The organism is Deinococcus sp. AB2017081 (genome assembly GCF_034440735.1).
In the GTDB taxonomy this organism is placed as follows: Bacteria; Deinococcota; Deinococci; order Deinococcales; family Deinococcaceae; genus Deinococcus; species Deinococcus rufus.
In genome coordinates this window covers 3,463,659-3,487,014 of sequence record NZ_CP140098.1, presented here as the reverse complement: position 1 = coordinate 3,487,014, position 23,356 = coordinate 3,463,659, and the positions used below count along the sequence as shown (strand labels likewise).

Sequence of the window (23,356 nt, the reverse complement as noted above, 5' to 3'; positions counted from 1 at the left end):
GTGATGCCACGTTGCCGATTGTTCGCCGCCGCCGTGTTCCTGACCGTGGGCAGCGCCCACGCGCAGCTGTGGCAGACGCCGCAGGCCACCGCCGCGCAGGCCATCCTGAATGGGTACGCGGCGCAGGGCAACGTCCTGACGCGCGGAGACTCGACGGTCACGCTGGACGTCGCGGGGAATGCCGTGGTGGGCGTGTACGTGCAGGCGGCCAGCCTGGGTGATCTGGCGCGCGGCATCGGGGCGGGCTGGGGTCTCGTGGAGGCCGACCTGCCGAAGCTCCAGGCGAATCTCGCCGCGCCCCGCGTGCTGGACGCCGCCAGACAGGGGTTCGTGGACGTGACCAGCGACGACATGACCGACGTGGTCGCCCTGAAAGCCACCACGACTGGGACGAAGACCGTCTATGCGGCGTATGTGGCCGCGAAGGTCTGGCCCGACAACACGTTTCCGGTCACGAAGAACGTCACGGGCCGCGCGACCGCCTCCGACACCCTGCGGATCTTCAGCGACTTCCAGTGTCCGTACTGTCGCCAGATGTGGCAGGTCGCGGCCCAGGGCTGGGAGGCCGCCCCGGACACGTACCGCGCATACCACTACCAGTTTCCGCTGACCAGGCACCGCAACGCCCTCGCCGCCGCCGAAGCCAGCGAGTGTGCCAGCGCGCAGGGAAAGTTCTGGCCGTATGCCGACGCGCTGTTCGCCGCCTACGACACCTGGACGCCGCTGGAACCAAAGGCCGTTTCCCCGCTGCTGACCACCTATGCCAAGACCACGGGACTCGACACGGCGGCCTTCACTGCCTGCGTGACCGCGCATACCTTCAGGAGCAGCATCGACGCGCAGATCAGGGCCGGGATCGCCGTGGGCGTGCAGGCCACCCCCACCGTGTATCTCAACGGCGTGAAACTGGATGACTATAGCGACGCAGACGAACTGGCCCGCGTGCACGCCGCCACGACCGCCACCCCCGACGCCGCCACGCTGATTGACGCGCGCCTGAAGCTGTTCCGGTGACCCCCGGCAGAGGGAGTGGACAGCGACTGTTAACTTGTCTCACTATGTAGTCATGCGAGGTAATGATCCAGATGGCAACCTGCTGCGCGGCACGCTGGACTTCCTGTTGCTTGCCAGCCTGGAAGGCGGCCCGCTGTACGGCCTGCGGATCATTCAGGACGTGCAGGCCAAGACCGGCGGGCACTTCGCCTTCAAGGAGGGCACGCTGTATCCGGCCCTGCACCGCCTGGAGAAGCGCGGTCTGATCCACGCCGAGACCCGCCCCAGCGACAGCGGCGGCCCACCGCGCAAGTACTACCACCTGACCGATTCCGGCCTGACCGAACTGCGTCGGCAGCGCGACCGGCAGCGTGCTCACGCCAGCGCCCTGCGGCCGTATCTGGAACTGGCGTGAACAGGGAAGAGCAGTTTTTGCGCGGCGCCACACGTGGTCTGGGTCGCCGGGCCCGTCTGGCTGCCCAGGCGGAACTGCGCAGCCACCTGCACGAGCGGGTGCAGGCCCTTCGGCTGGAAGGCATGACGGAGGCGACCGCCAGTGCCCAGGCCATGCGCGAACTCGGGCACGCAGGTGCAATCCGCCGCTCACTGTGGGGCGCCCACCCGCCGCTGCACCTGCTGTGGTGGGGATCACTGGGGGTCGGCGTGGTGCTGACCGCCCTGTATTTCCGCGATGTGCAGGTGTTTTCCAGCCCCTTTCCAGAGATTGGCGGGGGCTACGGCGTGACTTATGCGTCCGGAGACGCCGTGCGCGGCCTACAACTGGACAGCTGGCAGCGTCGTCTCCCTCCACAGGCACGCATCACGGACGTCCAGGGAGTGCCGGCACTCGTGGTCGGCGCGGCGGCTCCCATCCCGCTGAGGGGCGGTGCTGACGACGACCGGCCGTTGCTAGTCGAACTCTGGGATCTGCCGGGAGCCGACCGATTTGCAATCAAGGATCAGAACGGCAACTACCGGCCGGCGTTTCCGTGGCTGGAGCAGGCGAAGCGCGTGCGTGGCCCCTACCTGAAGCTTGCCCGGCTTGGCGTGCGGGCGTACCGGGCCGGGTACCGCGTCCGGATCGACGGCCGATCCATCAGCGGCAGACTCGGCCTCAACGGGGTGGCCCTGCCCGGCGAGGTCGGCCCCCGCTTCACGGACTGGACGGATCACCTGCACATGCGTCTGGTGCGGGAGGACGTGAGGGCCGCGCTGCCCAGTGCCCACCAGCGCAGAATCAGCCTCCTCAACTTCGAGATCAATCCTGTTCCCGGCGATGTGAATGTGATCCGCGCCGAACCCGGCCGCGCGTACGTGCTGGTCGGCCGGGTGCAGGAGCAGGTGCTCTCCGAGGGCCGCCTTGAAACAACCGGTGAGGAGAACCTGCTCGTGACACGGCCCATCGTGGCCGGCCCGGACGGCATCCTGCGCCTGCCCGCGTTCACCACTCCGTATGCTGGCCGGTGGACGTCTCTCCAGCTGTATCCAGATGTCGCCGCTTGGGCCGCCGCGTCCGTGGCATCGTCGGCTGTGCCGGCCCTGCTGATCGAGGCCGGGCCGGAGTACGTACAGGGCATGCCCCTGCGCGTGGCACAGAACGTCGTGGTGCAGGATCGGCCGTACGAGATCGCTCTGGTCGACAGAACACAGACGCCGGGGCCGTGAGGTTCACCCCCACGGCCCCCTGACTGACTCCTGTTACGCCCGCGTCTCGTACCGCGTCAGCAATTCGCCCTTCAGGTCATCGAAGCCTACGCCCTTGCGCTCCTTCAGGCCGTCTGGGGTGCGTTCGCGCACGCTGACCTCGCGGCCTTCCTGTTCCTTGTCGCCCACGACGAGCATCACCGGGATCTTGCTCAGTTCGGCGGTGCGGACTTTCGCCTGCATGCGGTTGGAACTGTCGTCCACCTCGGCCCGCAGCCCGGCGTCGTGGAGCTCCTGGCGCAGCGCCCACGCATAGTCGTTGTGGCGGTCGGCAATCGGGATGATCATGACCTGCCGGGGGGCCAGCCACAGCGGGAAGTCCCCACCGTAGTGCTCGATCAGGATGCCCGTGAAGCGCTCGACGCTGCCGAAGGGGGCGCGGTGGATCATCACGGGACGGTGGTCCTGACCGTCCTCGCCGACGTAGCTGATGTCGAAGCGTTCGGGCAGGTTGTAGTCCACCTGGATGGTGCCGAGCTGCCACTCGCGGCCCAGCACGTCCTTCACCACGAAGTCCAGCTTGGGGCCGTAGAACGCGGCGTCACCCGGCTCGACCGTGTAGGGCAGGCCCACTTCTTCGACCGCCTCGATGATCTGCTTCTCGGCCAGATCCCAGTTGGCCTCGTCGCCCACGTACTTGTCGCTGCCCGGCTCGCGTACGCCCACGCGGAAGCGCACATCACGCATGCCGAAGGTGCCGAGCACCAGCACCGTCAGGTCGAGGACGTCCAGGAATTCCTTCTTCAGCTGATCTGGGCGGCAGAAGATGTGCGCGTCGTCCTGCGTGAAGCCGCGCACGCGGGTCAGGCCGTTCAACTCGCCGGACTGCTCGTAGCGGTACACCGTGCCGAACTCGGCCAGCCGGACGGGCAGGTCGCGGTAACTGCGCGGCTTGCTGCCGTAGATCCGGACGTGGTGCGGGCAGTTCATCGGCTTGAGCATGTACTGCTCGTCGTCGACCTCGATGGGATTGAACTGCGACTCGGCGTAGTACGGGTAGTGCCCGCTCGTGCGGTACAGGTCGAGGTTCCCGATGTTCGGCGTGATCACGCCCTGGTACCCGCGCCTGAACTGCTGCTCTTTCAGGAAGCTGGTCAGCTCCTCGCGCAGCACCGTGCCGTTCGGCAGCCACAGCGGCAGGCCCTTGCCCACCATGGGGTCGATGGTGAACAGTTCCAGTTCCCGGCCCAGCTTGCGGTGGTCGCGCCTCCTGGCCTCCTCCAGCTGGTGCAGGTACTCGTCCAGCTCCTTCTGGGTGGCGAAGGCCACGCCGTAGATACGCTGGAGGATCGGGTTCTTCTCGTTCCCGCGCCAGTACGCGCCGCTGGTGCTCATCAGCTTGAAGGCCTGGGGCAGCTTTCCCGTGCTCGGGAAGTGCGGCCCCCGGCACAGATCCACGTAGTCGCCCTGCTGGTAGAAGGTGATCGGCTCGTCGTCGGGCAGGCCCTCGATCAGCTCCTTCTTATAGGGGTCGTGCGGGAACTGGGCCAGCCCCTCGGCCTTGCTGACCTCACGGCGACTGAACTCCAGATTGCGGCCGATGATCTCGCGCATCAATTTCTCAATCTCGGGCAGATCCTCTTCCTTCAGCGGCTCGGGCAGGTCGAAGTCCTGATACCAGCCGTTTTCGATGCTGGGGCCGACCCCGCGCTTGATCGCGTCGTCCCCGTAGCCCTTGCCCCGGTAGAACTCGCCCACCGCCTGGCTCATCACGTGGCCCAGCGAGTGCCGGAACAGCGGCGCGGCGGCCTCCGGGTTCTTCTTCGTGATCAGCGTGATGGCCGCGCCGTCCGGCAGGGGCGTCAGCAGATCCACCAGTTCGCCGTTGGAGGTGGCCGCCAGCGCGTCCTGCGCCAGCCGTGGGCCGATCGCCTTCGCGGCGTCCAGCGCCGTCGCGCCCTGTTGCAAGTCCAGTTGTTTACCGTCGGGAAGAACTACGTGCATACGTACCTCGATTCAAATCATGAGTGACCCGGTCTGGCCGCAAACCCAGCAGAACGCCTGAAAACCTTGACAGAGGTTCTCAGGCGCTCAGAGTTCGCGTGCTCAGACCGGGCAGATAAGGCATTCGCTGTAGCCACACGCCACGCATCACCAGACCGGAGTGATGGCGGGGCGGCTTCATTGGGGCAGGATAGCGGGTGGGGCAGGGGAGGGGCAACCCGGCAAAGAGCCTAGTGCGGGGTCGGCTCCGGTGCCGGGAACGCCTTCCCAAACGTGAAGGCCTGCGCGGTCGGCCCACGTGCCCGCAGATGGACCAGGCGCTCCCATGCCTCGGTCGTGGTCGGGATGTGCCCGGCGGGAATCCACCACAGCGCCGTGAACGCCTCCGTCATGTGCTGGAAATACTGCCGGCGCTCGCGCAGCAATTGAAGGTGGTCGCTGCGGTACACGTAGTCGCGCAGGGGTTCCAGGCCCTCCCACACGGACATGTTCACCAGAATGCTGTCGTCCTCGAAGGGGCGCAGGTCGGTCGCGCTGTCGCCGTCTCCCTGGAGTCGCCACACGAAGCCCGGCGTCCGGTCGGCCAGCGCGTTGATCTCGTCCAGGCGTGATGTGAAGCCATGGAGCTGTGCGCTGCCTAACGGCGCGGTCAGCCGGCCGATATTGACCTGGGCGAGGTGCATGGCCTGATCGTAGCTGGATTGGAGCAGACAGAGCAGCGCCCCGACGCTCGGGCCGGGGCGACAGGAGAGAAGCGGCGCTTACCAGTTGTTCGCGCCGACCGGGCTTGCCTGATCCAGACCCTTGGGGTTACGCCCCCATTTGTTGCTGCCCGGTTCGCTGTCCAGAACGCAGAAGACCAGAACCACCAGACTGCCGAAGGGAACGAGATTGAGCAGATACCACCACCCGCTCTTGCCGCTGTCGTGCAGACGGCGCACCGTCACGGCAATGGAGGGGAGGATCACGGCCAGCGCGTAGATCAGCAGCAGGACGGCGAAGACCAGGGTGGCTCCGGCGAAGCCCGTGGCCGCACTGCCGCCTTCCTCCTGGGCGGACATGGCCAGCACCGCGCCCTGCACCGGGATCTGGAGCAGGATCAGGATCACCGTGTTGATCAGTGTGAACATCCAGTACTCGCGGCGGCGGGCGCGGCCCTGGAAGTTGGCGTAGTTGTTGCGGATGACGTTCAGGTAGTCGTTCATGGTGGGGCCTCCGGGGTGGGGTGTGGAAAGTCTAGGCGGTGGGGCGCGGTGGTTGTGCGGCACCTGCCGCCCCGCCGGGGGTAGGGTGGGGGATCATGCGCGCCCTGATCACCTGGCCCCTGCTGCTCGTGCTGGCCGCCTGCGCGCCCGCCACGTCGCCCACCCGGACGCTGCCCGACACGGTGGCGGCGCTGCCGGGCCTGCCCACGGATCACCTGCGGGTCGTCGTCATGGGCGACCAGGGCACCGGCACGGACACGCAGTGGCGCGTGGCGGCGGCCATGCGGGAGGTCTGCGCACGCGAGGGCTGCGACCTGGGCGTGGCGCTGGGCGACAACTTCTACCCGGCCGGGCCGAAGTCGCTGAACACCACCCTGTTCCGCGACCGCTTCGAGGTGCCGTACGGTCCGCTGAAGATCCCCTTCCTGGTGGTGCCCGGCAACCACGACGAGTCCTGGCTGGCCGGCGGCGACGGCGCAGACTCACGCGGCGCGGACGTGCAGGTCGCGTATTCGCGGATCAATCCACAGTGGGTCATGCCGGCCCGCAGTTACCGCGCTCCCGTGGGTCAGCTCGTGGAGTTCTTCGCGGTGGACACGACGCCGATGGCCGCGTACCTGCCGCCCCGCCGGGCCGACGAACGGGTGGGCGGCGCGTGGGAGGTCGCCCAGCGGGCGTGGCTCTCGGGTGCCCTGTCGCGCAGCACGGCGCACTGGCAGCTGGTGCTGGGCCACCACCCGCTGTTCAGCAACTCCACCCATGGCGACGCCGGACAGTACGACGGGCTGGGACTGGCGTTCCAGCGCGGCGACGGTGTGCGCACGCTCTATATGGTCGCGTGTGGCCGCGCCGATCTCCTGCTGGCCGGGCACGACCACGCGCTGGAGGTGTTCGGGCCGCAGCCGGAGTGTCCGGGAACGTGGTCACTGGTGTCAGGCGCTGCGGGCAATCCAGCGTCGCCGGGCGGGGGGAAGCGCGCTGCGGCCTTCGAGGTCTACCGGCAGGCGGGATTCATGGTGCTGGACATCGCGGCGTCGGCCCTGCGCGTGGAGGTATACGTGCTGGACGCCGCCGGAACGCCCCAGCGGGTGCACATACAGGAACTTGTCCGGCCCTGACATTCGGGGGGATTCGGGGGGATCCGGCGGCCTGGAAGTGCCAGCGTCCGGCGTGCTGCACGGCGTGGATGGCCGGCACACGGTTCTGACCTCCAGGTCACGTGTCGTGGATGAGAATTTTGCATGAAGGCCGTAAGAGTTGCCCTGACACCATGCGCGTATGCCCGCAGCTCCGGAGGTTCCGGGGTTCGCTCCCCTCCCGAGGTGTACCCGAGTGATGCCAGTCCCCACATCCACCACCGCCCTGCAATCCGCCCTGAGTGACCTGCTGCGTATGCACGCGCCCGAGGCGACCCTGCTCGCCTCCGTGGGCGAGGAGGTGCTGCGCGTCCGGGCGGACGCCGCTGCGAACGTGATCGGAGCGGACCTGGTGCCGCCCGACGACTGGTTCGAGCGGGGCGAGATGACGTGGCTGACCCGGGACGGAGCGCTGTTGGGGCTGCTGTGGAGTGAGGATGGTCACGTGCCGGCCACGGCCGTCCAGGTGCTGACCATGCTGCTCGCGGCGGCGCGCGTGGACGGCGCGAACCGGGAGGCAGAGGTGCTCGTCACGCAGCTGCCGATGGCGACGGCGTGGCTCAGCGCGGATCTCCAGTTCCGGCGGGTCAGCCGGCCGTTCCTTGAACTGTTCGGCCTGACCGACGTACATCTCGTCGGCCGGTCGCTGTCGCAGGTGTTCCCGGATCGGCCGGCGTTGCTGACCAGCCTGGTTCAGGCCGCCGCAGGCCGGTCGGTCCGGCTGGCCGACGAGCGCTTCGAGGTCTCCGGGACGGCGCTGTGGGTGCGTGGCGAGGCCCGGTCGTATTTCGGCGGGGCATCGGCCGGGGTCATGCTGACCCTTCAGGACGTCACGGGCGAGTACGACCGGGCCTCGCGGGTCACGGCGCTGCTCGACACGGACCTGCCGTGTGCCCTGCTCTCCGACGCCGGCATCGTGTTGAACGCCAGTCAGGGCCTGCTGGAGCTGTGTCCGCCGTCGGCGTCGGCGGCGCCCGGAGCGCCGCTGTGGGCGTGGCCGTGCTTCGCGGATGTGCCCTCGGAGGCGGTGCGCAACCTCGTGAAACTCGCTGCGACGGGCGGCTCGGCGCGGGCCGAGGTGGCCCTGGCGAACGGGGAGCGGCTGCCACTGTCGGTGCGGCGCACGTCCGAGCCGGGCCTGCTGGTGGTCGAGGGCCTGACGGGCCGACGCGACGGTCAGCTGCCCTCCGGCATGATCACCCAGGTGCTCGCGCAGTCCGACGACGCCACTGTCCTCGTGGACGCGTCGGGACGCGCCCAGCTGGTCAGCGAGCGGGCGGCTCAGCTGCTCGGCGTCGAGGCGTCGCGCCTGGTCGGCCTGGGCCTCACGCGGGTGCTGGGCGAACTGGGCGTGCGGACCTTCACGACCGACGGCGATCCCCTGCTGCTGCCCGAGTGGCGCACCCTGACCCTGCCCCTGCGCCGTGAACTGCTGCTGGCCCTGCCAGACGGTGGCCTGCGGCATATGGAGGTGCGGGCTGCCGCCCTGGACACCGACGCCGGCAGCGTCCTGCTGACCCTGCGCGACCTGACGGCGCTGCGCCGTGCCCAGGCGCGTGTGCGGCACAATGCCCGCCACGACGCCCTGACGGGCCTGCTCAACCGCATGGGCCTGCGCGAGGCGATCACGGCGCCGGCGGCCGTGCGCGGTGGGCTGGGCACCGTGGCGTGCGTGGACATCGACGGTTTCGGCAGCCTGAACGCCGCCCTGGGCAAGACCGCCTGCGATCACCTCCTGATCCAGATTGCGGCCCGCCTGCACGACATGGCCACCTCGAAGGGGGGCAGCGCGGCCCGTCTGACCGACGACACCTTCGCGGTGGTGCTGCCGACGCTGGGGGCACTGGAGGTGACCCAGGCCGTCCAGGAGGCCCTGGGATCCAGCGTGCGGGCCGGACAGCGGGACGTCCCGCTGACCTACGCGCTGGGCCTGGTCACGCCGCGCGCGGTGACCACCCCGGATGCCGCCCTGGGCGACGCCGAGATCGCCATGCAGCATGCCAAGCGCCAGGGCCGCGCCCAGGTGCGTACCTATGATCCGGGCATGCGTGCCCAGGTGGCCCGCGCCTTCGAACTCGAGGATGCCCTGCGCGGCGCGGTGGCGGGGGGGCAGTTCACGCTGCTGTACCAGCCCGTCACCGACCTGACGACCGGGCGGGCCCTGGGTGCCGAATCGCTGCTGCGGTGGAACCATCCGGCGCTGGGGGTGCTGCCGCCCAGCCAGTTCCTGCCGCTGGCCGGGCACAGTGACCTGATCACCGAGGTCAGCGCGTGGGTGGTCGAGCATGCCCTGAACGGTCGCCAGACCATCCGCACCGCCCTGCCGGAGCGCTTCGGGGCGTGGCAGGTCAGCGTGAATCTGGGCCTGGAAGAACTGCGCCGCAGCGCTGGCCTGGGCCGCGTGCAGACCCTCCTGAGTGAGCACGGGGCGCCGGACATCGAGGTCGCGGCGGGCAGCCTGATCGATCACAGCCAGGAGACGCTGGGCCTGCTGGAGCAGCTCCGTACCCTGGGGGCACACCTGAGCGTGGACGACTTCGGCGACGGGGCCAGCAGTCTCTCGGCGCTGACACGCTTCCCGCTCAGTGCCGTGAAACTCCACCCGACCCTGACCGCCCGCCTGCCCGACGACCAGCGCTCGGTGGCCCTGGTGCAGGGCACCATTGACCTCGCGCACCGGCTGGGACTCCAGGTCGTGGCGGTCGGGGTCGAGACCAGCGAGCAACTCGACATGCTGGCCTCGATGGGCTGCGACGCCGCGCAGGGCTACGCGATCTGCCCGCCGCTGGCCCTGCCCGATCTGCTCAAGTGGCTCCAGGCACACTGATCCCTGTCTGAGCGGGGCCGGAGGGGTATCCCTCCGGCCCCGTCGCGCCGCTGAGAGGCCTATAAGAAAACCCCCGCCGGAGCGGAGGTTCTGGTTGGTAGACTCGAGGAGATTTGAACTCCTGACCCCTACAGTGTCAATGTAGTGCTCTACCCCTGAGCTACGAGTCTATGCGGGTGTGGCGTACACGCGAAGGTTTGGAGGCGCTGACCGGACTCGAACCGGTGGTGGAGGTTTTGCAGACCTCTGCCTTACCACTTGGCTACAGCGCCGCTGTTGTTCCGGCTTGTGCTGTCCCTTGCGGGCGGGGCGCTTCGGCCTTTCCTCTCCAGCGCGTGGCATGTTAGCACGGCCTCTGCGGAGTGTAAACGGGGGTTCGCAGGGGGCGGTACGGGAAGCATCGGCGCCGTTCCCATGGCGGTGGCGGGCCCCACACCGTCTCAGAACCGCGCGGCGACGGTGCCAGCGTGTCAGACCCCGGTTCTCTCCATGTTCACGGCCGGGACGGGAGCGGCGCTGGACGGTTCGGGCCAGTGGGCTGACCGGATGGTCACATGTTCCCGGTGTCCTGTGCCGGCTCTGGTACGCTGACTTTGTGATTGTTGCACCCTCTTGGACGTGCCGCTGATGCTGGCGCGTGCCCGCAGCGTGGCCCTGATCGGCGTCGATGCCGTCCCGGTCGAGGTCGAGGTGGACGTCTCTCAGGGGTTGCCCGCCTTCACCGTGGTCGGCCTTCCGGATCAGGCGGTCAGCGAGGCGCGGGAGCGTGTCCGGGCAGCCATCCGCAATGCGCAGCTGCCGTTTCCGGCGGCTCGGATCACCGTGAACCTCGCTCCGGCAGATCTGCGCAAGGAAGGGCCGCTGTATGACCTGCCGATCGCGCTGGGCGTGCTCGCGGCGCAGGGGCTCCTGCCCGCGCGGGCGCTGGACGGCGTGCTCGTGGCCGGGGAGCTCGCGCTGGACGGCAGCCTGCGGCCCATCGCCGGGGCGGTGAACCTCGCGCTGCTGGCCTCCACGCTGGCACTGCCTGCGCTGCTGCCATCGGGCAATGCCCCCGAGGCCGCGTTGATCGACGGCGTCACGGTCTATGGAGCCGCCACGCTCCTGGACGCGGTGCGGCACCTGTCGGGGCAGGCTCCGCTGGAGGCCACCGAGGCCCCGGTGCCCGAGCACGATCCCGGCGCGTTTCTGGATCTGGCCGATCTCAAGGGGCAGGCAGCGGCCCGCCGGGCGCTGGAGGTGTCGCTGGCCGGCGGCCACAACCTGCTGCTGGTGGGGTCTCCGGGCAGCGGCAAGACCATGCTGGCCCGCCGTGCCCCTGGGCTGCTGCCCCCCCTGTCCCGGTCGGAGGCGCTGGAAGTCACGCGCATCCACTCGGCGGCCGGCGTGCTCGCGGCGCGGGGTGGCCTGAACCTGGACGCACCGTACCGCGCCCCCCACCACACCGTCTCGGACGCGGGGCTGATCGGGGGCGGCAGCGTGCCCCGCCCCGGCGAGGTCAGTCTGGCGCACCGGGGCGTGCTGTTCATGGACGAGTTCCCGGAATTCAGCCGCAAGGCGCTGGAGACCCTTCGCCAACCATTGGAGGACGGCGCGGTGACGATCAGCCGGGCACGGGCCACCGTGCAATACCCGGCGCGGTTCCAGCTGATCGCGGCCATGAACCCCTGTCCCTGTGGGCATCATGGCGACCCGGAAAAAGCCTGTGCGTGTACGCCGTCCGAGCGGCTGCGCTACGCCTCCAGACTCAGTGGCCCGCTGCTTGACCGGGTCGATGTGGTGGTCAGGGTGCCCCGGCTCACGGTCGAGGAACTGACCCGCGCCCCCGAACCCGAGGCGTCTGGCCCCGTGCGGGCACGCATCACGCAGGCCCGCACGCGCATGCTGGAACGTCAGGGCATGCGCAATTCCGATCTGGCAGGGCAGGCGCTGCGGCAGCACGCCCCCCTGACGGCTGGGCCGGAAGCCTTCATCAGAGCGGCGGCCCGTCAGCTTGGACTGACGGGCCGGGGATTTGACCGGGTGATCCGGGTGGCGCGGACGGTGGCTGACCTGTCCGGCGCCGACACCATCACCGAAGCTCACCTGGCCGAGGCCGTGGGCTACCGGCCGCGGGAGCTGAGCTGAGGCGTGCCGTCATTCCTCGCTGGCGTCGCGCCGCTCGCGGGTGGTGCCGTCGTCGGCCCCGGAGCCGCGTTCAACCAGCCCGCCGGGGTTCAGCACGCCGGGTACGCCGGACGTGTTGCCGTTCACGACGGCGGGGACGACCAGCGTCTGGTCTTCCCGGTCGCGCACGGCCTCGCCCTCCAGGGGCGAATTCACACGGTTGCCGGACTCCTGTTCGATCTCCTCGACGCTCTTGCCCAGGGGTTCGCTGCCGTAGCGGTTCGAGTTGTCAGTCATGCGAGCAGTGTGGCGGGCGGGCCCTGCAGCGCGGGTGAGGGGGGCATGCAGGCCTCTTTACCGCACCGCGCCACCGGGCGGCGGCTCCTCATGGCAAGTCGGTATGCTGAACCCAGTCCGGAACGGACGGACGGCACAGACCGTGGGAAGGGAGTGACATGACGGAGCGAACAGGTGGACGGGCGCAGGATGTCCTGAGAACCATCGGAATGGACGAGACGCCGGTCAGCGTGCTGGAACGGGAGGACGCGCTGTTCGTCCTGACGCCGCAGACGCTGGTCTACCAGGACGGCGGGGGAACGCGCCGCGTGACCCTGCGCGACCTGACGCGCATCCACAGCGACGAGCAGGGCGTGCTGCGGGTCGAGACCCCGGCAGGTACCGCCCTGACTGCCACCCTGCTGGGCTTCGACGTGACGCAGGTGCAGGCCTTCTTCGTGCAGGTGCGCGACACGACGGCGCGGGCCAAGGAGCAGCCGACCTCGCCGCTGCCGACGGCCGGTGGCCTCAAGACCTTCGCGCCGGTCCCACCGACTCCGGAACCGGCTCCGGCGCCGCGTGCGCCAGCGCCCGAGACCGCACCCGCCCCGGCGGCCGTGAATGCCGCGCCAGCGGCCACGGCCACCCCCCCGCAGGCACCGCGCCGCGAGCCCACCGCGCCCACGCCGCCCCGCGCCCCAGAGCCGGCCCGCCCGGTCGTGATCTCGTCGTCGGCGTTCACGCCCAGCGCGGCCCGCACACCGGCCCCGCAGCCTGAGCCCGCACGGATGCCGGAGCGGGTGGCCGAGCCGGTTCGCGCCGCCGCGCCGCCGGCCACGGCCCGGCCGGTGCCCCCCAGCCCGGCCCCGACCAGTCCTGCTGTCGCCCGCCCGGAGGCCACCAGCCCGGCTGCCATTACCCCGGCCCCGGCCGCGACACCGGCCCCCGTGACCCCGGCCGCCCCGCCCGCGTCGCCGCTGGAGGCCCTGCTCCGTCAGGCCGAGGTGGTGGACGCGCTGACTGGCCGCCTGCGGTTCCTGGGCGGCGTGCTGTTCGTGGCGGCGCTGGCCCTGGCCGCCGTGCAGTACCTGAACGGAGCGCGGCTCGACGGCCTGTGGACTCTGCTGTCGGGCGGTGTAGGCACCATCGCGCTGCTGGCGCTGGCCGACGTGGCGCGGCTGCTCGCGCTGGGGGCGCGGCAGACGGCCCAGCGCCGTGACGACGGCCGCGATGCCTGATGTGCCTGTGGAGACCGTGCTTTCTGACACCACCTCAATCAGCGAGGCCCGCGAGTTGCTCCGCCAGGCGGTCGCCATTCCCTCGCTCTCCGGACAGGAACAGGAGGTCGCCGCCTTTCTCAGCGGCTGGATGGCGCAGCGCGGGTTCCGTGCCCATGTCGACAGTGCTGGGAACGCCGTCGGGGAGCGGGGCAGCGGACCGCTGACCGTGGCGCTGCTGGGCCACATGGACACCGTGCCGGGCGAGATCCCGGTGCGCATCGAGGACGGCGTGCTGCACGGTCGCGGCAGCGTGGACGCCAAGGGATCGCTGTGCACGTTCATGGCGGCGGTGGCGGCCCTGCCCGAATCCGCGCTGGCGGCGGCCCGCTTCGTGGTGATCGGCGCGACCGAGGAGGAGGCCCCCAGCAGCCGGGGAGCGCGGCACGTCATGCACTCCCTGAACCCGGACATCGTGCTGATCGGTGAGCCCAGCGGCTGGGAGGGCCTCACCCTGGGCTACAAGGGTCGGCTGGTGGCGCGCGTGACCGTGACCCGGGGCAACTTCCACACGGCCGGCGAGGGCCAGAGCGCGGCCGACGACCTGACCGAGGCGTGGTTCCGCGTGCGGGCGTGGGCGGCGCGCACCGCCGAGGGCGGCGGCATCTTCGACGCCGTGCAGGCCACGGTGCAGGATCTGAACAGCGTGAACGACGGCGTGACGCAGCGGGCCACCGGCACCTTCGGCCTGCGCCTGCCGCCCCGCATTCCCCCGCAGGAGGCCGAGGACACCGTGCTGGAGCTGCTGCACGATCTGCCGGAGGTGCAGGTGACCTTCACCGGCCACGAGTCGGCGGTGCGCCACCCCAAGGACAACGTCCTGACCCGTGCCCTGCGCGTGGCGATCCGTGCGCAGGGCGGCACGCCGGTGTTCAAGGTCAAGACCGGCACCAGCGATATGAATGTCGTCGCGGAGCTGTGGCCGGTGCCGACCGTGGCCTACGGGCCGGGCGACAGCGCCCTGGATCACACGCCCGACGAGCGCATCGACCTGGCCGAGTACGACCGGGCTGTCGCGGTGCTCACGGCCGCCCTGACCCGTTTGGCCAGCGCGTCCTGAGCTGAACCCTAGACCGTCATGGATCCCGTCACCCTGATCCTGATCCTGTTCGTGGCCGCGTTGGTGCTGTTCGCGACCGAGTGGCTGCCGGTCGATGTCACGGCGCTGGGGCTGCTCTCGGCGCTGCTGGTGAGTGGCCTGATCACGCCCCGGCAGGCCTTCGCGGGTTTTGGGAGCGACACCGTGATCACCCTGGCCGGGCTGTTCATCCTGACGCGGGTGCTGCTGCGGGCTGGCGTGATCGAGTGGGTGGGCACCACCCTGGCCCGGCGGGCCCGGAACGCCACCACCATGCTGCGGGCCATGCTGGGCACGGTCGCCGGCGTGAGCGCGTTCACCAGCAACACCGCCACCACGGCCGTGTTCCTGCCGGTCGTGTCCGGGCTGGCCCGCCGGGCAGGCATTCCGGCCAGCCGCGCCCTGATGCCGCTGGCCTTCGCGAGCATCCTGGGTGGCACGATCACGATCATCGGGACGAGTACCAACATCGTCGTGTCGGGTGCCCTGCCCGCCGCCGGGCAGGGCCCACTGGACTTCTTCGAGCTGGCGTGGGTGGGCGTGCCGACGGCGCTGGTGGGACTGCTGTACCTGTTCTTCATCGCGCCCCGGCTGCTGCCGGCAGGAGAGGGTGCGCTGGAGGAGTCGCTGCGGGCGTATCTGGCCGACCTCACTGTCGCGCCGGGCAGCCCCCTGGCCGGGCTGACCCTGCTGGAGTCTGGCCTGGGCCGCGACCACGGCCTCACGGTGGTCGCGGTGCGGCGCGGCGGCGAGACGATCTATGCCCCCGGTGCGCCCTTTCGGCTGCAGGAGGGCGACACCCTGGCCGTCGAGGGTTCCACGGAGCGCATCCTGGCGGGTAAGAGCACCCTGGGCGTCGTCAGCCGCAGCGAGCAGAAGCTTCAGCCCGGTGCCGCCGACGGCGACGTGCGGCTGGTCGAGGCCGTCGTGATGCCCGGCTCGCCGCTGCTGGGCCGCACCCTGCGGGAGGCGCGGTTCCGGGAGCGCTACGGCGCGTCCGTGCTGGCCCTGCACCGCCGGCAGCAGCACATCGAGCGCCTGGGCCGCCTGCGGATCCAGATCGGGGACGTGCTGCTCGTCCAGGGCGGGGCGGCGCGACTGGACGCGCTGGGCGACCATCTGGTGGTGCTGGGCGACCTGACCGAACACCAGCGGGATCTGCGACGCGCGCCGCTGGCCCTGCTGCTGTTCGGCGGTGCGGTCGTGCTGGGCGGTGCGGGCGTGGTGCCGCTCGCCGTCGCGGTGCTGGTCGCCGTGGCCCTGAGCCTCGCCCTGCGGCTGATCCCGCCCGAGGAGGCGTACCGCTCGGTGGAGTGGCCGGTGATCGTGCTGGTCGCGTGCATGCTTGCCTTCGGCGGGGCCTTCGAGAGCAGCGGCGCGGCGCGGGTGCTGACCGAGGGGCTGTCTGGCGTCCTCGAGCCGCTGGGGCCATACGGCCTGCTGGGGGCGCTGTTCGTGGTGACGGTGGCCCTGACCCAGCCCATGAGCAACCAGGCGGCGGCGCTGGTCATGCTCCCCCTGGCGATCGGCACCGCCACTGCCCTGGGCTACGACCCTCGCCCCTTCGTGATCGGGATCACCGTGGCCGCCAGCAACTCCTTCATTACCCCGCTGGAACCCTCCTGCATGCTGGTCTACGGGCCGGGACGGTACACCTTCATGGATTTCGTGCGCGTGGGGGCCGGGCTCACCCTCGTGACCTTTGTCGTGTCCATGCTGGTGATCCCCCGCATCTGGCCGTTCTGAACTGTCATGCCCATCGGCGGCTCCAAGAGCTGGCACGTCCGGAATGACCGGACATCCCAGCCTGAGCAGTCGGGAATGTGCAGGCGGGAGCGCTGCGCCGTCCACCCGTTGACCATGTGGTCGTCGTGAAGGCAGGGGGTTCACGGCTTGCGGGAGCAGGCCAAATCCTGTACCCTCATTAGTCGGTGCGTCGTGAGCTTCACCGTCCGGGGGGTTCCCCGGCAAGACAGTTCCGGCGCAGCGTGCCAGCATGGTGGGACACCGCCCTGGCGAGAATCAACCCAATGTGGGCAGAGCAGCATCACGGCCACCGGAACCCTGCGGCATGCGCGGGGGAGACCCGATCAAAGGGCCGTTTTGGTATGTGAGCCCACCGCTTGGAGGGAGTAGAGAACATGGCGAAAGGAACGTTCGAGCGCACGAAGCCCCACGTGAACGTGGGCACGATTGGCCACGTGGATCACGGCAAGACCACGCTGACGGCCGCCATCACCTTCACGGCCGCCGCCGCCGACCCGACCATCGAAACCCTGGCGTACGACCAGATCGACAAGGCCCCGGAAGAAAAGGCCCGCGGCATCACCATCAACACCGCCCACGTCGAATACCAGACCCCGGGCCGCCACTACTCCCACGTCGACTGCCCCGGCCACGCCGACTACGTCAAGAACATGATCACCGGTGCCGCGCAGATGGACGGCGCCATCCTGGTCGTCAGCTCCGCCGACGGCCCGATGCCCCAGACCCGCGAGCACATCCTGCTGGCCCGTCAGGTCGGCGTGCCGTACATCGTCGTGTTCATGAACAAGGTCGACATGGTCGACGACGAAGAACTGCTCGAGCTCGTCGAGATGGAAGTCCGCGAACTGCTCAGCAAGTACGAGTTCCCCGGTGACGACCTGCCGGTGGTCAAGGGCAGCGCGCTGCAGGCCCTCGAAGCGCTGCAGAAGAACCCCAAGACCCAGCGCGGCACCGACAAGTGGGTCGACCACATCTGGGAACTGCTGGACGCGGTGGACGCGTACATCCCGACCCCTGAGCGCGACACCGACAAGCAGTTCCTGATGCCGGTCGAAGACGTGTTCACCATCACCGGGCGTGGCACCGTGGCGACCGGCCGCGTGGAGCGTGGCGTGGTCAAGGTGCAGGACGAAGTCGAGATCGTGGGGCTGCGCGACACGCGCAAGACCACGGTGACTGGGATTGAAATGCACCGCAAGCTGCTGGACAGCGGCATGGCGGGCGACAATGTCGGCGTGCTGCTGCGTGGCGTGGCGCGCGATGACGTCGAGCGCGGTCAGGTGCTGGCCAAGCCCGGCAGCATCAAGCCGCACACGAAGTTCGAGGCGAGCGTGTACGTGCTGAGCAAGGATGAAGGCGGGCGTCACAGCGCGTTCTTCGGCGGGTACCGGCCGCAGTTCTACTTCCGGACGACGGACGTGACGGGTGTGGTGGAACTGCCCGAGGGCGTGGAGATGGTGATGCCCGGGGACAACATCACGTTCGTGGTGGAACTGATCAAGCCGATCGCCATGGAAGAAGGCCTGCGCTTCGCCATCCGCGAGGGCGGCCGTACCGTCGGCGCCGGCGTCGTGGCGAAGGTTCTGGAGTAATAGACAATGGTTGCCCCCAAGATCCGTATCAAACTGCGTGGCTTTGACCACAAGGCGCTCGACCAGTCCGCCAGCAAGATCGTGGACACCGTGCGCCGCACCGGCGCGGACGTGAGCGGCCCCGTGCCGCTCCCCACCCGCATCCGCCGCTTCTGCGTGCTGCGCTCGCCCTTCATCGACAAGGACAGCCGCGAGCACTTCGAGATCCGCACCCACAACCGTCTGGTGGACATCATGAACCCCACCAAGAAGACGATCGACAGCCTGATGACCCTCGACCTGCCCACCGGTGTGGACATCGAGATCAAGACCGTGGGGGGCCGCGCATGAAAGGCATCCTCGGCACCAAGATCGGCATGACCCAGATCTGGAAGGGCGACCGCGCCATTCCGGTGACCGTCGTGCTGGCCGGCCCGTGCCCCGTCGTGCAGCGCAAGACCGCGCAGACCGACGGTTACGAGGCCGTGCAGATCGGGTACGCCCCCAAGAGCGAGAAGGCCACCACCCGGCCGCTCGGCGGGCACTTCAAGAAGGCTGGCGTGAGCCCGCTGCGCTTCCTGCGCGAGTTCCGTGGCTTCGCCCCGGACGGTGACACCGTCAGCGTGGATATCTTCGCCGAGGGCGAGAAGATCGACGCGACCGGCACCAGCAAGGGCAAGGGCTTCCAGGGCGTCATGAAGCGCTGGAACTTCAAGGGCGGCCCCGCGAGCCACGGTTCCAAGAAGTGGCACCGCCGCCCCGGTTCGATCGGCCAGCGCAAGACGCCCGGCCGCGTGTACAAGGGCAAGCGCATGGCCGGACACATGGGCATGACCCGCATCACCGTGCAGAACCTGGAAGTCGTGGAGATCCGCGCCGGCGAGAACATCATCCTCGTCAAGGGCGCGATCCCCGGCGCGAACGGCGGACTCGTCGTCCTGCGCGGTGCGGCCAAGGGAGGCAGGTAATGGCGCAGATTGACGTCATCGGTAAGAACGGCGGTCGGAGAATCGACGTGGATCTGCCGGAAGTAAACAAGAACATCCTGCACGACGTCGTGACCTGGCAGCTCGCCAGCCGTCGCCGTGGCACGGCCAGCACCAAGACCCGCGCACAGGTCAGCCGCGGTGGCAAGAAGATGTACTCCCAGAAGGGCACGGGCAACGCCCGTCACGGCGACCGCTCGGTGCCGACCTTCGTGGGCGGCGGCGTGGCCTTCGGCCCCAAGCCCCGCAGCTACGGATACACCCTGCCCCGCCAGGTGCGCCAGCTGGGTCTGGGCATGGCGCTCGCCGCCCGTCAGGGTGAGGGCAAACTGGTCGCCGTGGACGGCTTCGACCTCGACGGCAAGACCAAGGGCTTCCTGGCGTGGGCCGCCCAGAACGGCATGGACGGCACCGAGAAGGTGCTGCTCGCGACCGATGACGAGATGGCCCGCCGCGCGGCGCGCAACGTCAGCTGGATCAGTGTGATGCCGGTGGCCGGCGTGAACGTGTACGACATCCTGCGCCACGACCGCCTGGTCATCGACGCGGCCGCGCTGGAACTCGCGGACGGCGAAGGGGACGACGCATGAGCCACTACGACATTCTTCAGGCCCCCGTGATCAGCGAGAAGGCGTATGCCGGCATGGAACGCGGCGTGTACTCCTTCTGGGTGAGCCCCAAGGCCACCAAGACCGACATCAAGGACGCCATCCAGAAGGCGTTCGACGTAAAGGTCATCGGGATCAGCACCATGAACGTGCCCGGCAAGCGCAAGCGCGTCGGTAAGTTCATCGGTCAGCGCAATGACCGCAAGAAGGCCATCGTCCGCCTCGCCGAAGGTCAGAGCATCGCGGCCCTTGAAGGCCAGGCCTAAGGAGAGACTGCACATGGCCGTCAAGAAATACCGTCCGTACACCCCGTCGCGCCGTCAGATGACGACCGCCGACTTCAGCGGACTGACCAAGAAGCGCCCCGAGAAGGCACTGACCACTGCGCTCCCCAAGACCGGCGGACGCAACAACCGTGGCCGCATCACCAGCCGCTTCATCGGCGGCGGGCACAAGCGCCTGTACCGCATCATCGACTTCAAGCGCCGTGACAAGGCGGGCGTCCCCGGCAAGGTCGCCTCGATCGAGTACGATCCCAACCGCAGCGCCCGCATCGCCCTGATCCACTACGTGGACGGCGAGAAGCGGTACATCCTGGCCCCTGAGGGTCTGGTCGTGGGCGCCATGGTCAACGCTGGCCCCGAGGCCGAGCCCAAGCTGGGCAACGCCCTGCCGCTGCGCTTCGTGCCGGTCGGTGCGGTCGTGCACGCCGTGGAACTCGTGCCGCAGAAGGGCGCGCAGCTCGCCCGCTCCGCCGGCACCAGCATCCAGGTGCAGGGCAAGGAGAGCGACTACGTGATCCTGCGTCTGCCCAGCGGCGAACTGCGCCGCATCCACAGCGAGTGCTATGCGACCATCGGCACCGTGGGCAACGCCGAGCACAAGAACATCGTGCTGGGCAAGGCCGGCCGCAGCCGCTGGTTGGGCAACAAGCCGCACCAGCGCGGCAGCGCGATGAACCCCGTGGATCACCCCCACGGCGGTGGTGAAGGCCGTACCGGCGCGGGCCGCGTGCCCGTCAGCCCGTGGGGTCAGCCCAGCAAGGGCCTCAAGACCCGCAAGAAGCGCAAGGTGTCCGACCGCTTCATCATCACCCGCCGCGGCGGGAAGTAAGGAGGGTAGCTCATGCCCCGTAGCCTCAAAAAAGGGCCGTTCGTGGACGACCACCTCCTGAAGAAGGTGGACGCGCAGAACGACGCCAAGACCAAGCGAGTCATCAAGACCTGGTCGCGCCGCTCGACGGTCGTGCCCGAGATGATCGGCCACACCATCGCCGTGCACAACGGCAAGCAGCACGTGCCGGTGTTCGTGAACGAGCAGATGATCGGCCACAAGCTCGGTGAATTCTCGCCCACCCGCAGCTACCGCGGCCACGGCTCCGAGAAGTCCGCGAAGGGGAGCAAGAAGAAATGACCGCTCCCGCCGAACAGACCTTCCGCAACAAGAAGCAGCGCAAGCAGCAGGTCAAGCTGCGCCGTCCCGGTTACGCCGTGGCGAAGTATGTCCGCATCAGCCCGCGCAAGGTGCGGCTGGTCGTCGACGTGATCCGTGGCAAGACCGTGCGTGACGCCGAGGATCTGCTGCGCTTCATCCCGCGTGCCGCCAGCGAGCCCGTCGCGAAGGTGCTCAACAGCGCCAAGCACAACGCGCTGCACAACGACGAGATGCTCGAAGACCGCCTGGTCATCACGGCGGCCTACGTGGACGCCGGCCCGACGCTCAAGCGTCTGATTCCCCGCGCCCGTGGCAGCGCGAACATCATCAAGAAGCGCACCAGCCACATCACCATCATCGTGGGCGAAGGCGCCACGAGCCGGGGGAAATAAGATGGGCAACAAGATCAACCCGAACGGCTTCCGCCTGGGGATCACCCGGGGCTGGAACAGCCGCTGGTACGCCGGCAAGAAGCAGTACGCCGGCCTGCTGAAGGAAGACGAGCGCATCCGCAAGCTCGTCAACAAGGAGCTGGCCGCCGCCGGCATCGCCCGCATCGAGATCGAGCGCGCTGGCCAGCAGGTCAACGTGATCATCTCGGCGGCCAAGCCTGGCATCGTGATCGGCAAGGGCGGCGACTCCATCAAGAAGCTGCGCGGCGACATCGAGCGTCTGGTGTCCGCTGGCACGGTGGCCGTGAACGTCGCCGAGATCCCCAACCCGAACATCAGTGCGCCGCTGGTCGCGCTGCGGATCGCCGAGCAGATCGAGCGTCGCTTCGCGTTCCGCCGCGCGATGAAGCAGGCCGCGCAGCGCGTCATGGAGTCCGGTGCACGCGGCGTGAAGGTCGTGCTGTCCGGTCGCCTGGGCGGGGCCGAGCAGGCCCGCCGCGAGACCGTGCGTGAGGGCCGCGTGCCCCTGCACACCCTGCGTGCCGACATCGACTACGGCACCGCGCTGGCCCGCACCACCTACGGCATCCTGGGCGTCAAGGTCATGGTGTTCAACGGCGAGGTCATCGGCGGCAAGACCGAGACCTTCGCCCGCCCGCAGCGCAAGCAGGACGACCGCCGCCCCGAGGGTGGCGACCGCCCCAACCGCCGCCGGCCGACCGCCCGCCGGCGCACCGGAGGTGAATGATGCTTCTTCCGAAGCGTTCCAAGTTCCGTAAGCAGCACCGCGGCCGCATGACCGGCGATACCAAGGGCGGCGACTACGTGGCCTTCGGCGACTACGGCCTGATTGCGACCGAGCCCGCGTGGATCAAGAGCAACCAGATCGAGGCGTGCCGCATCGTGATGAGCCGTCACTTCCGCCGCGGCGGCAAGATCTACATCCGGATCTTCCCCGACAAGCCCGTGACCAAGAAGCCCGCCGAGACCCGAATGGGGAAAGGGAAGGGTGCCGTGGAGTACTGGGTCAGCGTGGTCAAGCCCGGCCGCGTGATGTTCGAGGTGTCCGGCGTGACCGAGGAACAGGCCAAGGAAGCCTTCCGTCTGGCCGGTCACAAGCTGCCCATCCAGACCAAGATGGTCAAGCGTGAGGTCTACGATGAAGCCCAGTGAGATGCGTCAGCTGAAGGCGGAAGACTTCGCCCGCGAAATCGACGCCCGCAAGAAAGAACTCATGGAGCTGCGCTTCCAGGCCGCCGCCGGCAACCTGGCCCAGCCTCACCGCGTGACGCAGCTCCGCCGTGAAGTCGCCCAGCTCAACACCATCCGCACCGAGCTGAGCACGCAGGGAGAGCAGGCATGAAGAAGACCTTTACCGGCGTCGTCGTCAGCGACAAGGCCGACAAGACCGTCAGCGTGAAGGTCGAGCGCAAGTTCGCTCACCCGCTGTACGGCAAGGTCGTGACCCGCAGCCACAAGTATGCGGCCCACGACGAGAAGAACGAGTTCCGTGTGGGTGACCGCGTGGAGATCATCGCGGTACGCCCGATCAGCAAGACCAAGACCTGGAAGGTCACCAAGCTGATCGACCGTCCCCGTGGTATCGAGACCACCGCCGTGGACACCGAAGGGGGTCAGGCATGATCATGCCCCAGTCCCGCCTGGACGTGGCGGACAACAGCGGCGCGCGCGAGATCATGTGCATCCGCGTGCTCAACAGCGGCATCGGCGGCAAGGGTCTGACGACCGGGGGCGGCGGCAACAAGCGCTACGCCCACGTCGGTGACATCATCGTCGCCAGCGTCAAGGACGCCGCTCCGCGCGGCACCGTCAAGGCCGGCGACGTCGTCAAGGCGGTCGTCGTGCGCACCAGCCACGCGATCAAGCGTGCCGACGGCAGCACCATCCGCTTCGACAAGAACGCGGCCGTCATCATCAACAACCAGGGCGAGCCGCGTGGCACGCGCGTCTTCGGGCCGGTGGCCCGCGAGCTGCGCGACCGCCGCTTCATGAAGATCATCTCCCTGGCCCCGGAGGTGCTGTAATGCCCCG

The 23,356-nt window shown here is 69.0% G+C and carries 26 protein-coding genes and 2 tRNA genes; 22 read left to right on the top strand and 6 right to left on the bottom strand.

Features of this window, described 5'->3' with window-relative positions:
* The first annotated feature begins 3 nt into the window (after nucleotides 1-3).
* From U2P90_RS17005 to U2P90_RS16995, 3 genes are read left to right on the top strand one after another with little or no spacing between them, the layout of a single operon-like run.
* A complete protein-coding gene (locus U2P90_RS17005) occupies nucleotides 4-1,014 on the top strand; it encodes a DsbA family protein (protein ID WP_322473058.1) in 1,011 nt (336 codons plus the stop codon).
* A 52-nt stretch (nucleotides 1,015-1,066) separates the two neighbouring features.
* Complete coding sequence (locus tag U2P90_RS17000) at nucleotides 1,067-1,408, top strand: PadR family transcriptional regulator (RefSeq protein WP_322473057.1); 342 nt, start codon at nucleotides 1,067-1,069, stop codon at nucleotides 1,406-1,408.
* Nucleotides 1,405-2,658 carry a permease prefix domain 1-containing protein gene (locus U2P90_RS16995; RefSeq protein ID WP_322473056.1) on the top strand — a complete coding sequence of 418 codons (1,254 nt, stop codon included), beginning with the start codon at nucleotides 1,405-1,407 and terminating at the stop codon, nucleotides 2,656-2,658. The genes U2P90_RS17000 and U2P90_RS16995 overlap by 4 nt, the downstream gene beginning before the upstream one ends.
* 33 nt (nucleotides 2,659-2,691) lie before the next feature.
* Here the strand turns inward: U2P90_RS16995 and thrS are convergent, their stop codons facing one another.
* The 3 genes from thrS to U2P90_RS16980 all read right to left on the bottom strand — a co-directional run bounded on the left by thrS (nucleotide 2,692) and on the right by U2P90_RS16980 (nucleotide 5,846).
* Nucleotides 2,692-4,641, bottom strand: a complete 1,950-nt coding sequence (gene thrS / locus U2P90_RS16990; RefSeq protein ID WP_322473055.1) for a threonine--tRNA ligase — start codon at nucleotides 4,639-4,641, stop codon at nucleotides 2,692-2,694.
* Nucleotides 4,642-4,871: 230 nt separating this feature from the next.
* Nucleotides 4,872-5,324, bottom strand: a complete 453-nt coding sequence (locus U2P90_RS16985) for a DUF3291 domain-containing protein (protein ID WP_322473054.1) — start codon at nucleotides 5,322-5,324, stop codon at nucleotides 4,872-4,874.
* A gap of 78 nt (nucleotides 5,325-5,402) precedes the next feature.
* Nucleotides 5,403-5,846, bottom strand: coding sequence for a DUF805 domain-containing protein (locus U2P90_RS16980; RefSeq protein ID WP_295818783.1), 444 nt, complete (start codon nucleotides 5,844-5,846; stop codon nucleotides 5,403-5,405).
* A gap of 95 nt (nucleotides 5,847-5,941) precedes the next feature.
* Between U2P90_RS16980 and U2P90_RS16975 the strand changes: the two genes are divergently transcribed.
* A complete protein-coding gene (locus U2P90_RS16975) occupies nucleotides 5,942-6,964 on the top strand; it encodes a metallophosphoesterase (protein ID WP_322473053.1) in 1,023 nt (340 codons plus the stop codon).
* Nucleotides 6,965-7,181: 217 nt separating this feature from the next.
* On the top strand, nucleotides 7,182-9,809 hold the full coding sequence (locus U2P90_RS16970) for an EAL domain-containing protein (RefSeq protein ID WP_322473052.1): 2,628 nt from the start codon (nucleotides 7,182-7,184) through the stop codon (nucleotides 9,807-9,809).
* 95 nt (nucleotides 9,810-9,904) lie between these two features.
* Here U2P90_RS16970 and U2P90_RS16965 read toward each other — a convergent pair.
* Both U2P90_RS16965 and U2P90_RS16960 read right to left on the bottom strand, forming a co-directional pair.
* Nucleotides 9,905-9,979: transfer RNA gene (locus U2P90_RS16965), tRNA-Val, on the bottom strand.
* A 28-nt stretch (nucleotides 9,980-10,007) separates the two neighbouring features.
* Nucleotides 10,008-10,081, bottom strand: a tRNA-Cys gene (locus U2P90_RS16960).
* Nucleotides 10,082-10,436: 355 nt separating this feature from the next.
* On the opposite strand from U2P90_RS16960, the gene U2P90_RS16955 reads away from it, so the two are divergent.
* A complete protein-coding gene (locus U2P90_RS16955) occupies nucleotides 10,437-11,936 on the top strand; it encodes a YifB family Mg chelatase-like AAA ATPase (RefSeq protein WP_322474717.1) in 1,500 nt (499 codons plus the stop codon).
* Between the two features lie 9 nt (nucleotides 11,937-11,945).
* Here U2P90_RS16955 and U2P90_RS16950 read toward each other — a convergent pair whose 3' ends face one another.
* On the bottom strand, nucleotides 11,946-12,212 hold the full coding sequence (locus U2P90_RS16950; RefSeq protein WP_295818780.1) for a hypothetical protein: 267 nt from the start codon (nucleotides 12,210-12,212) through the stop codon (nucleotides 11,946-11,948).
* Between the two features lie 158 nt (nucleotides 12,213-12,370).
* On the opposite strand from U2P90_RS16950, the gene U2P90_RS16945 reads away from it, so the two are divergent.
* From U2P90_RS16945 to rplN, 16 genes are all read left to right on the top strand, one after another.
* A complete protein-coding gene (locus U2P90_RS16945; protein ID WP_322473051.1) occupies nucleotides 12,371-13,429 on the top strand; it encodes a hypothetical protein in 1,059 nt (352 codons plus the stop codon).
* The gene (locus U2P90_RS16940) at nucleotides 13,422-14,528 is read left to right on the top strand and encodes a [LysW]-lysine hydrolase (protein WP_380101205.1); all 1,107 of its coding nucleotides are present in this window, start codon (nucleotides 13,422-13,424) and stop codon (nucleotides 14,526-14,528) included. The genes U2P90_RS16945 and U2P90_RS16940 overlap by 8 nt, the downstream gene beginning before the upstream one ends.
* Nucleotides 14,529-14,546: 18 nt before the next feature.
* Nucleotides 14,547-16,292, top strand: a complete 1,746-nt coding sequence (locus U2P90_RS16935) for an SLC13 family permease (RefSeq protein WP_322473049.1) — start codon at nucleotides 14,547-14,549, stop codon at nucleotides 16,290-16,292.
* 395 nt (nucleotides 16,293-16,687) lie between these two features.
* Complete coding sequence (tuf, locus tag U2P90_RS16930) at nucleotides 16,688-17,905, top strand: elongation factor Tu (protein ID WP_322473048.1); 1,218 nt, start codon at nucleotides 16,688-16,690, stop codon at nucleotides 17,903-17,905.
* A 6-nt stretch (nucleotides 17,906-17,911) separates the two neighbouring features.
* The gene (gene rpsJ, locus U2P90_RS16925) at nucleotides 17,912-18,235 is read left to right on the top strand and encodes a 30S ribosomal protein S10 (protein ID WP_092265343.1); all 324 of its coding nucleotides are present in this window, start codon (nucleotides 17,912-17,914) and stop codon (nucleotides 18,233-18,235) included.
* Complete coding sequence (gene rplC, locus U2P90_RS16920) at nucleotides 18,232-18,852, top strand: 50S ribosomal protein L3 (RefSeq protein ID WP_322473047.1); 621 nt, start codon at nucleotides 18,232-18,234, stop codon at nucleotides 18,850-18,852. Before rpsJ ends, rplC begins: the two co-directional genes overlap by 4 nt.
* Nucleotides 18,852-19,460, top strand: coding sequence for a 50S ribosomal protein L4 (gene rplD, locus U2P90_RS16915; protein ID WP_322473046.1), 609 nt, complete (start codon nucleotides 18,852-18,854; stop codon nucleotides 19,458-19,460). Before rplC ends, rplD begins: the two co-directional genes overlap by 1 nt.
* A complete protein-coding gene (locus tag U2P90_RS16910) occupies nucleotides 19,457-19,744 on the top strand; it encodes a 50S ribosomal protein L23 (protein WP_322473045.1) in 288 nt (95 codons plus the stop codon). The genes rplD and U2P90_RS16910 overlap by 4 nt, the downstream gene beginning before the upstream one ends.
* Nucleotides 19,745-19,757: 13 nt before the next feature.
* On the top strand, nucleotides 19,758-20,591 hold the full coding sequence (gene rplB, locus U2P90_RS16905; protein WP_322473044.1) for a 50S ribosomal protein L2: 834 nt from the start codon (nucleotides 19,758-19,760) through the stop codon (nucleotides 20,589-20,591).
* 12 nt (nucleotides 20,592-20,603) lie between these two features.
* On the top strand, nucleotides 20,604-20,891 hold the full coding sequence (rpsS, locus tag U2P90_RS16900) for a 30S ribosomal protein S19 (protein WP_322473043.1): 288 nt from the start codon (nucleotides 20,604-20,606) through the stop codon (nucleotides 20,889-20,891).
* Nucleotides 20,888-21,304, top strand: a complete 417-nt coding sequence (gene rplV / locus U2P90_RS16895) for a 50S ribosomal protein L22 (protein WP_322473042.1) — start codon at nucleotides 20,888-20,890, stop codon at nucleotides 21,302-21,304. Before rpsS ends, rplV begins: the two co-directional genes overlap by 4 nt.
* A 1-nt stretch (nucleotide 21,305) precedes the next feature.
* The gene (gene rpsC, locus U2P90_RS16890) at nucleotides 21,306-22,052 is read left to right on the top strand and encodes a 30S ribosomal protein S3 (RefSeq protein WP_322473041.1); all 747 of its coding nucleotides are present in this window, start codon (nucleotides 21,306-21,308) and stop codon (nucleotides 22,050-22,052) included.
* Nucleotides 22,052-22,477: a 50S ribosomal protein L16 gene (gene rplP / locus U2P90_RS16885; protein WP_322474716.1), complete on the top strand. Its 426-nt coding sequence runs from the start codon at nucleotides 22,052-22,054 to the stop codon at nucleotides 22,475-22,477. The genes rpsC and rplP overlap by 1 nt, the downstream gene beginning before the upstream one ends.
* Nucleotides 22,464-22,667 carry a 50S ribosomal protein L29 gene (gene rpmC / locus U2P90_RS16880; protein WP_322473040.1) on the top strand — a complete coding sequence of 68 codons (204 nt, stop codon included), beginning with the start codon at nucleotides 22,464-22,466 and terminating at the stop codon, nucleotides 22,665-22,667. Before rplP ends, rpmC begins: the two co-directional genes overlap by 14 nt.
* Nucleotides 22,664-22,948 carry a 30S ribosomal protein S17 gene (rpsQ, locus tag U2P90_RS16875; protein WP_322473039.1) on the top strand — a complete coding sequence of 95 codons (285 nt, stop codon included), beginning with the start codon at nucleotides 22,664-22,666 and terminating at the stop codon, nucleotides 22,946-22,948. Before rpmC ends, rpsQ begins: the two co-directional genes overlap by 4 nt.
* The gene (gene rplN / locus U2P90_RS16870; RefSeq protein ID WP_103312535.1) at nucleotides 22,945-23,349 is read left to right on the top strand and encodes a 50S ribosomal protein L14; all 405 of its coding nucleotides are present in this window, start codon (nucleotides 22,945-22,947) and stop codon (nucleotides 23,347-23,349) included. The genes rpsQ and rplN overlap by 4 nt, the downstream gene beginning before the upstream one ends.
* The last annotated feature ends 7 nt before the right edge of the window (nucleotides 23,350-23,356 follow it).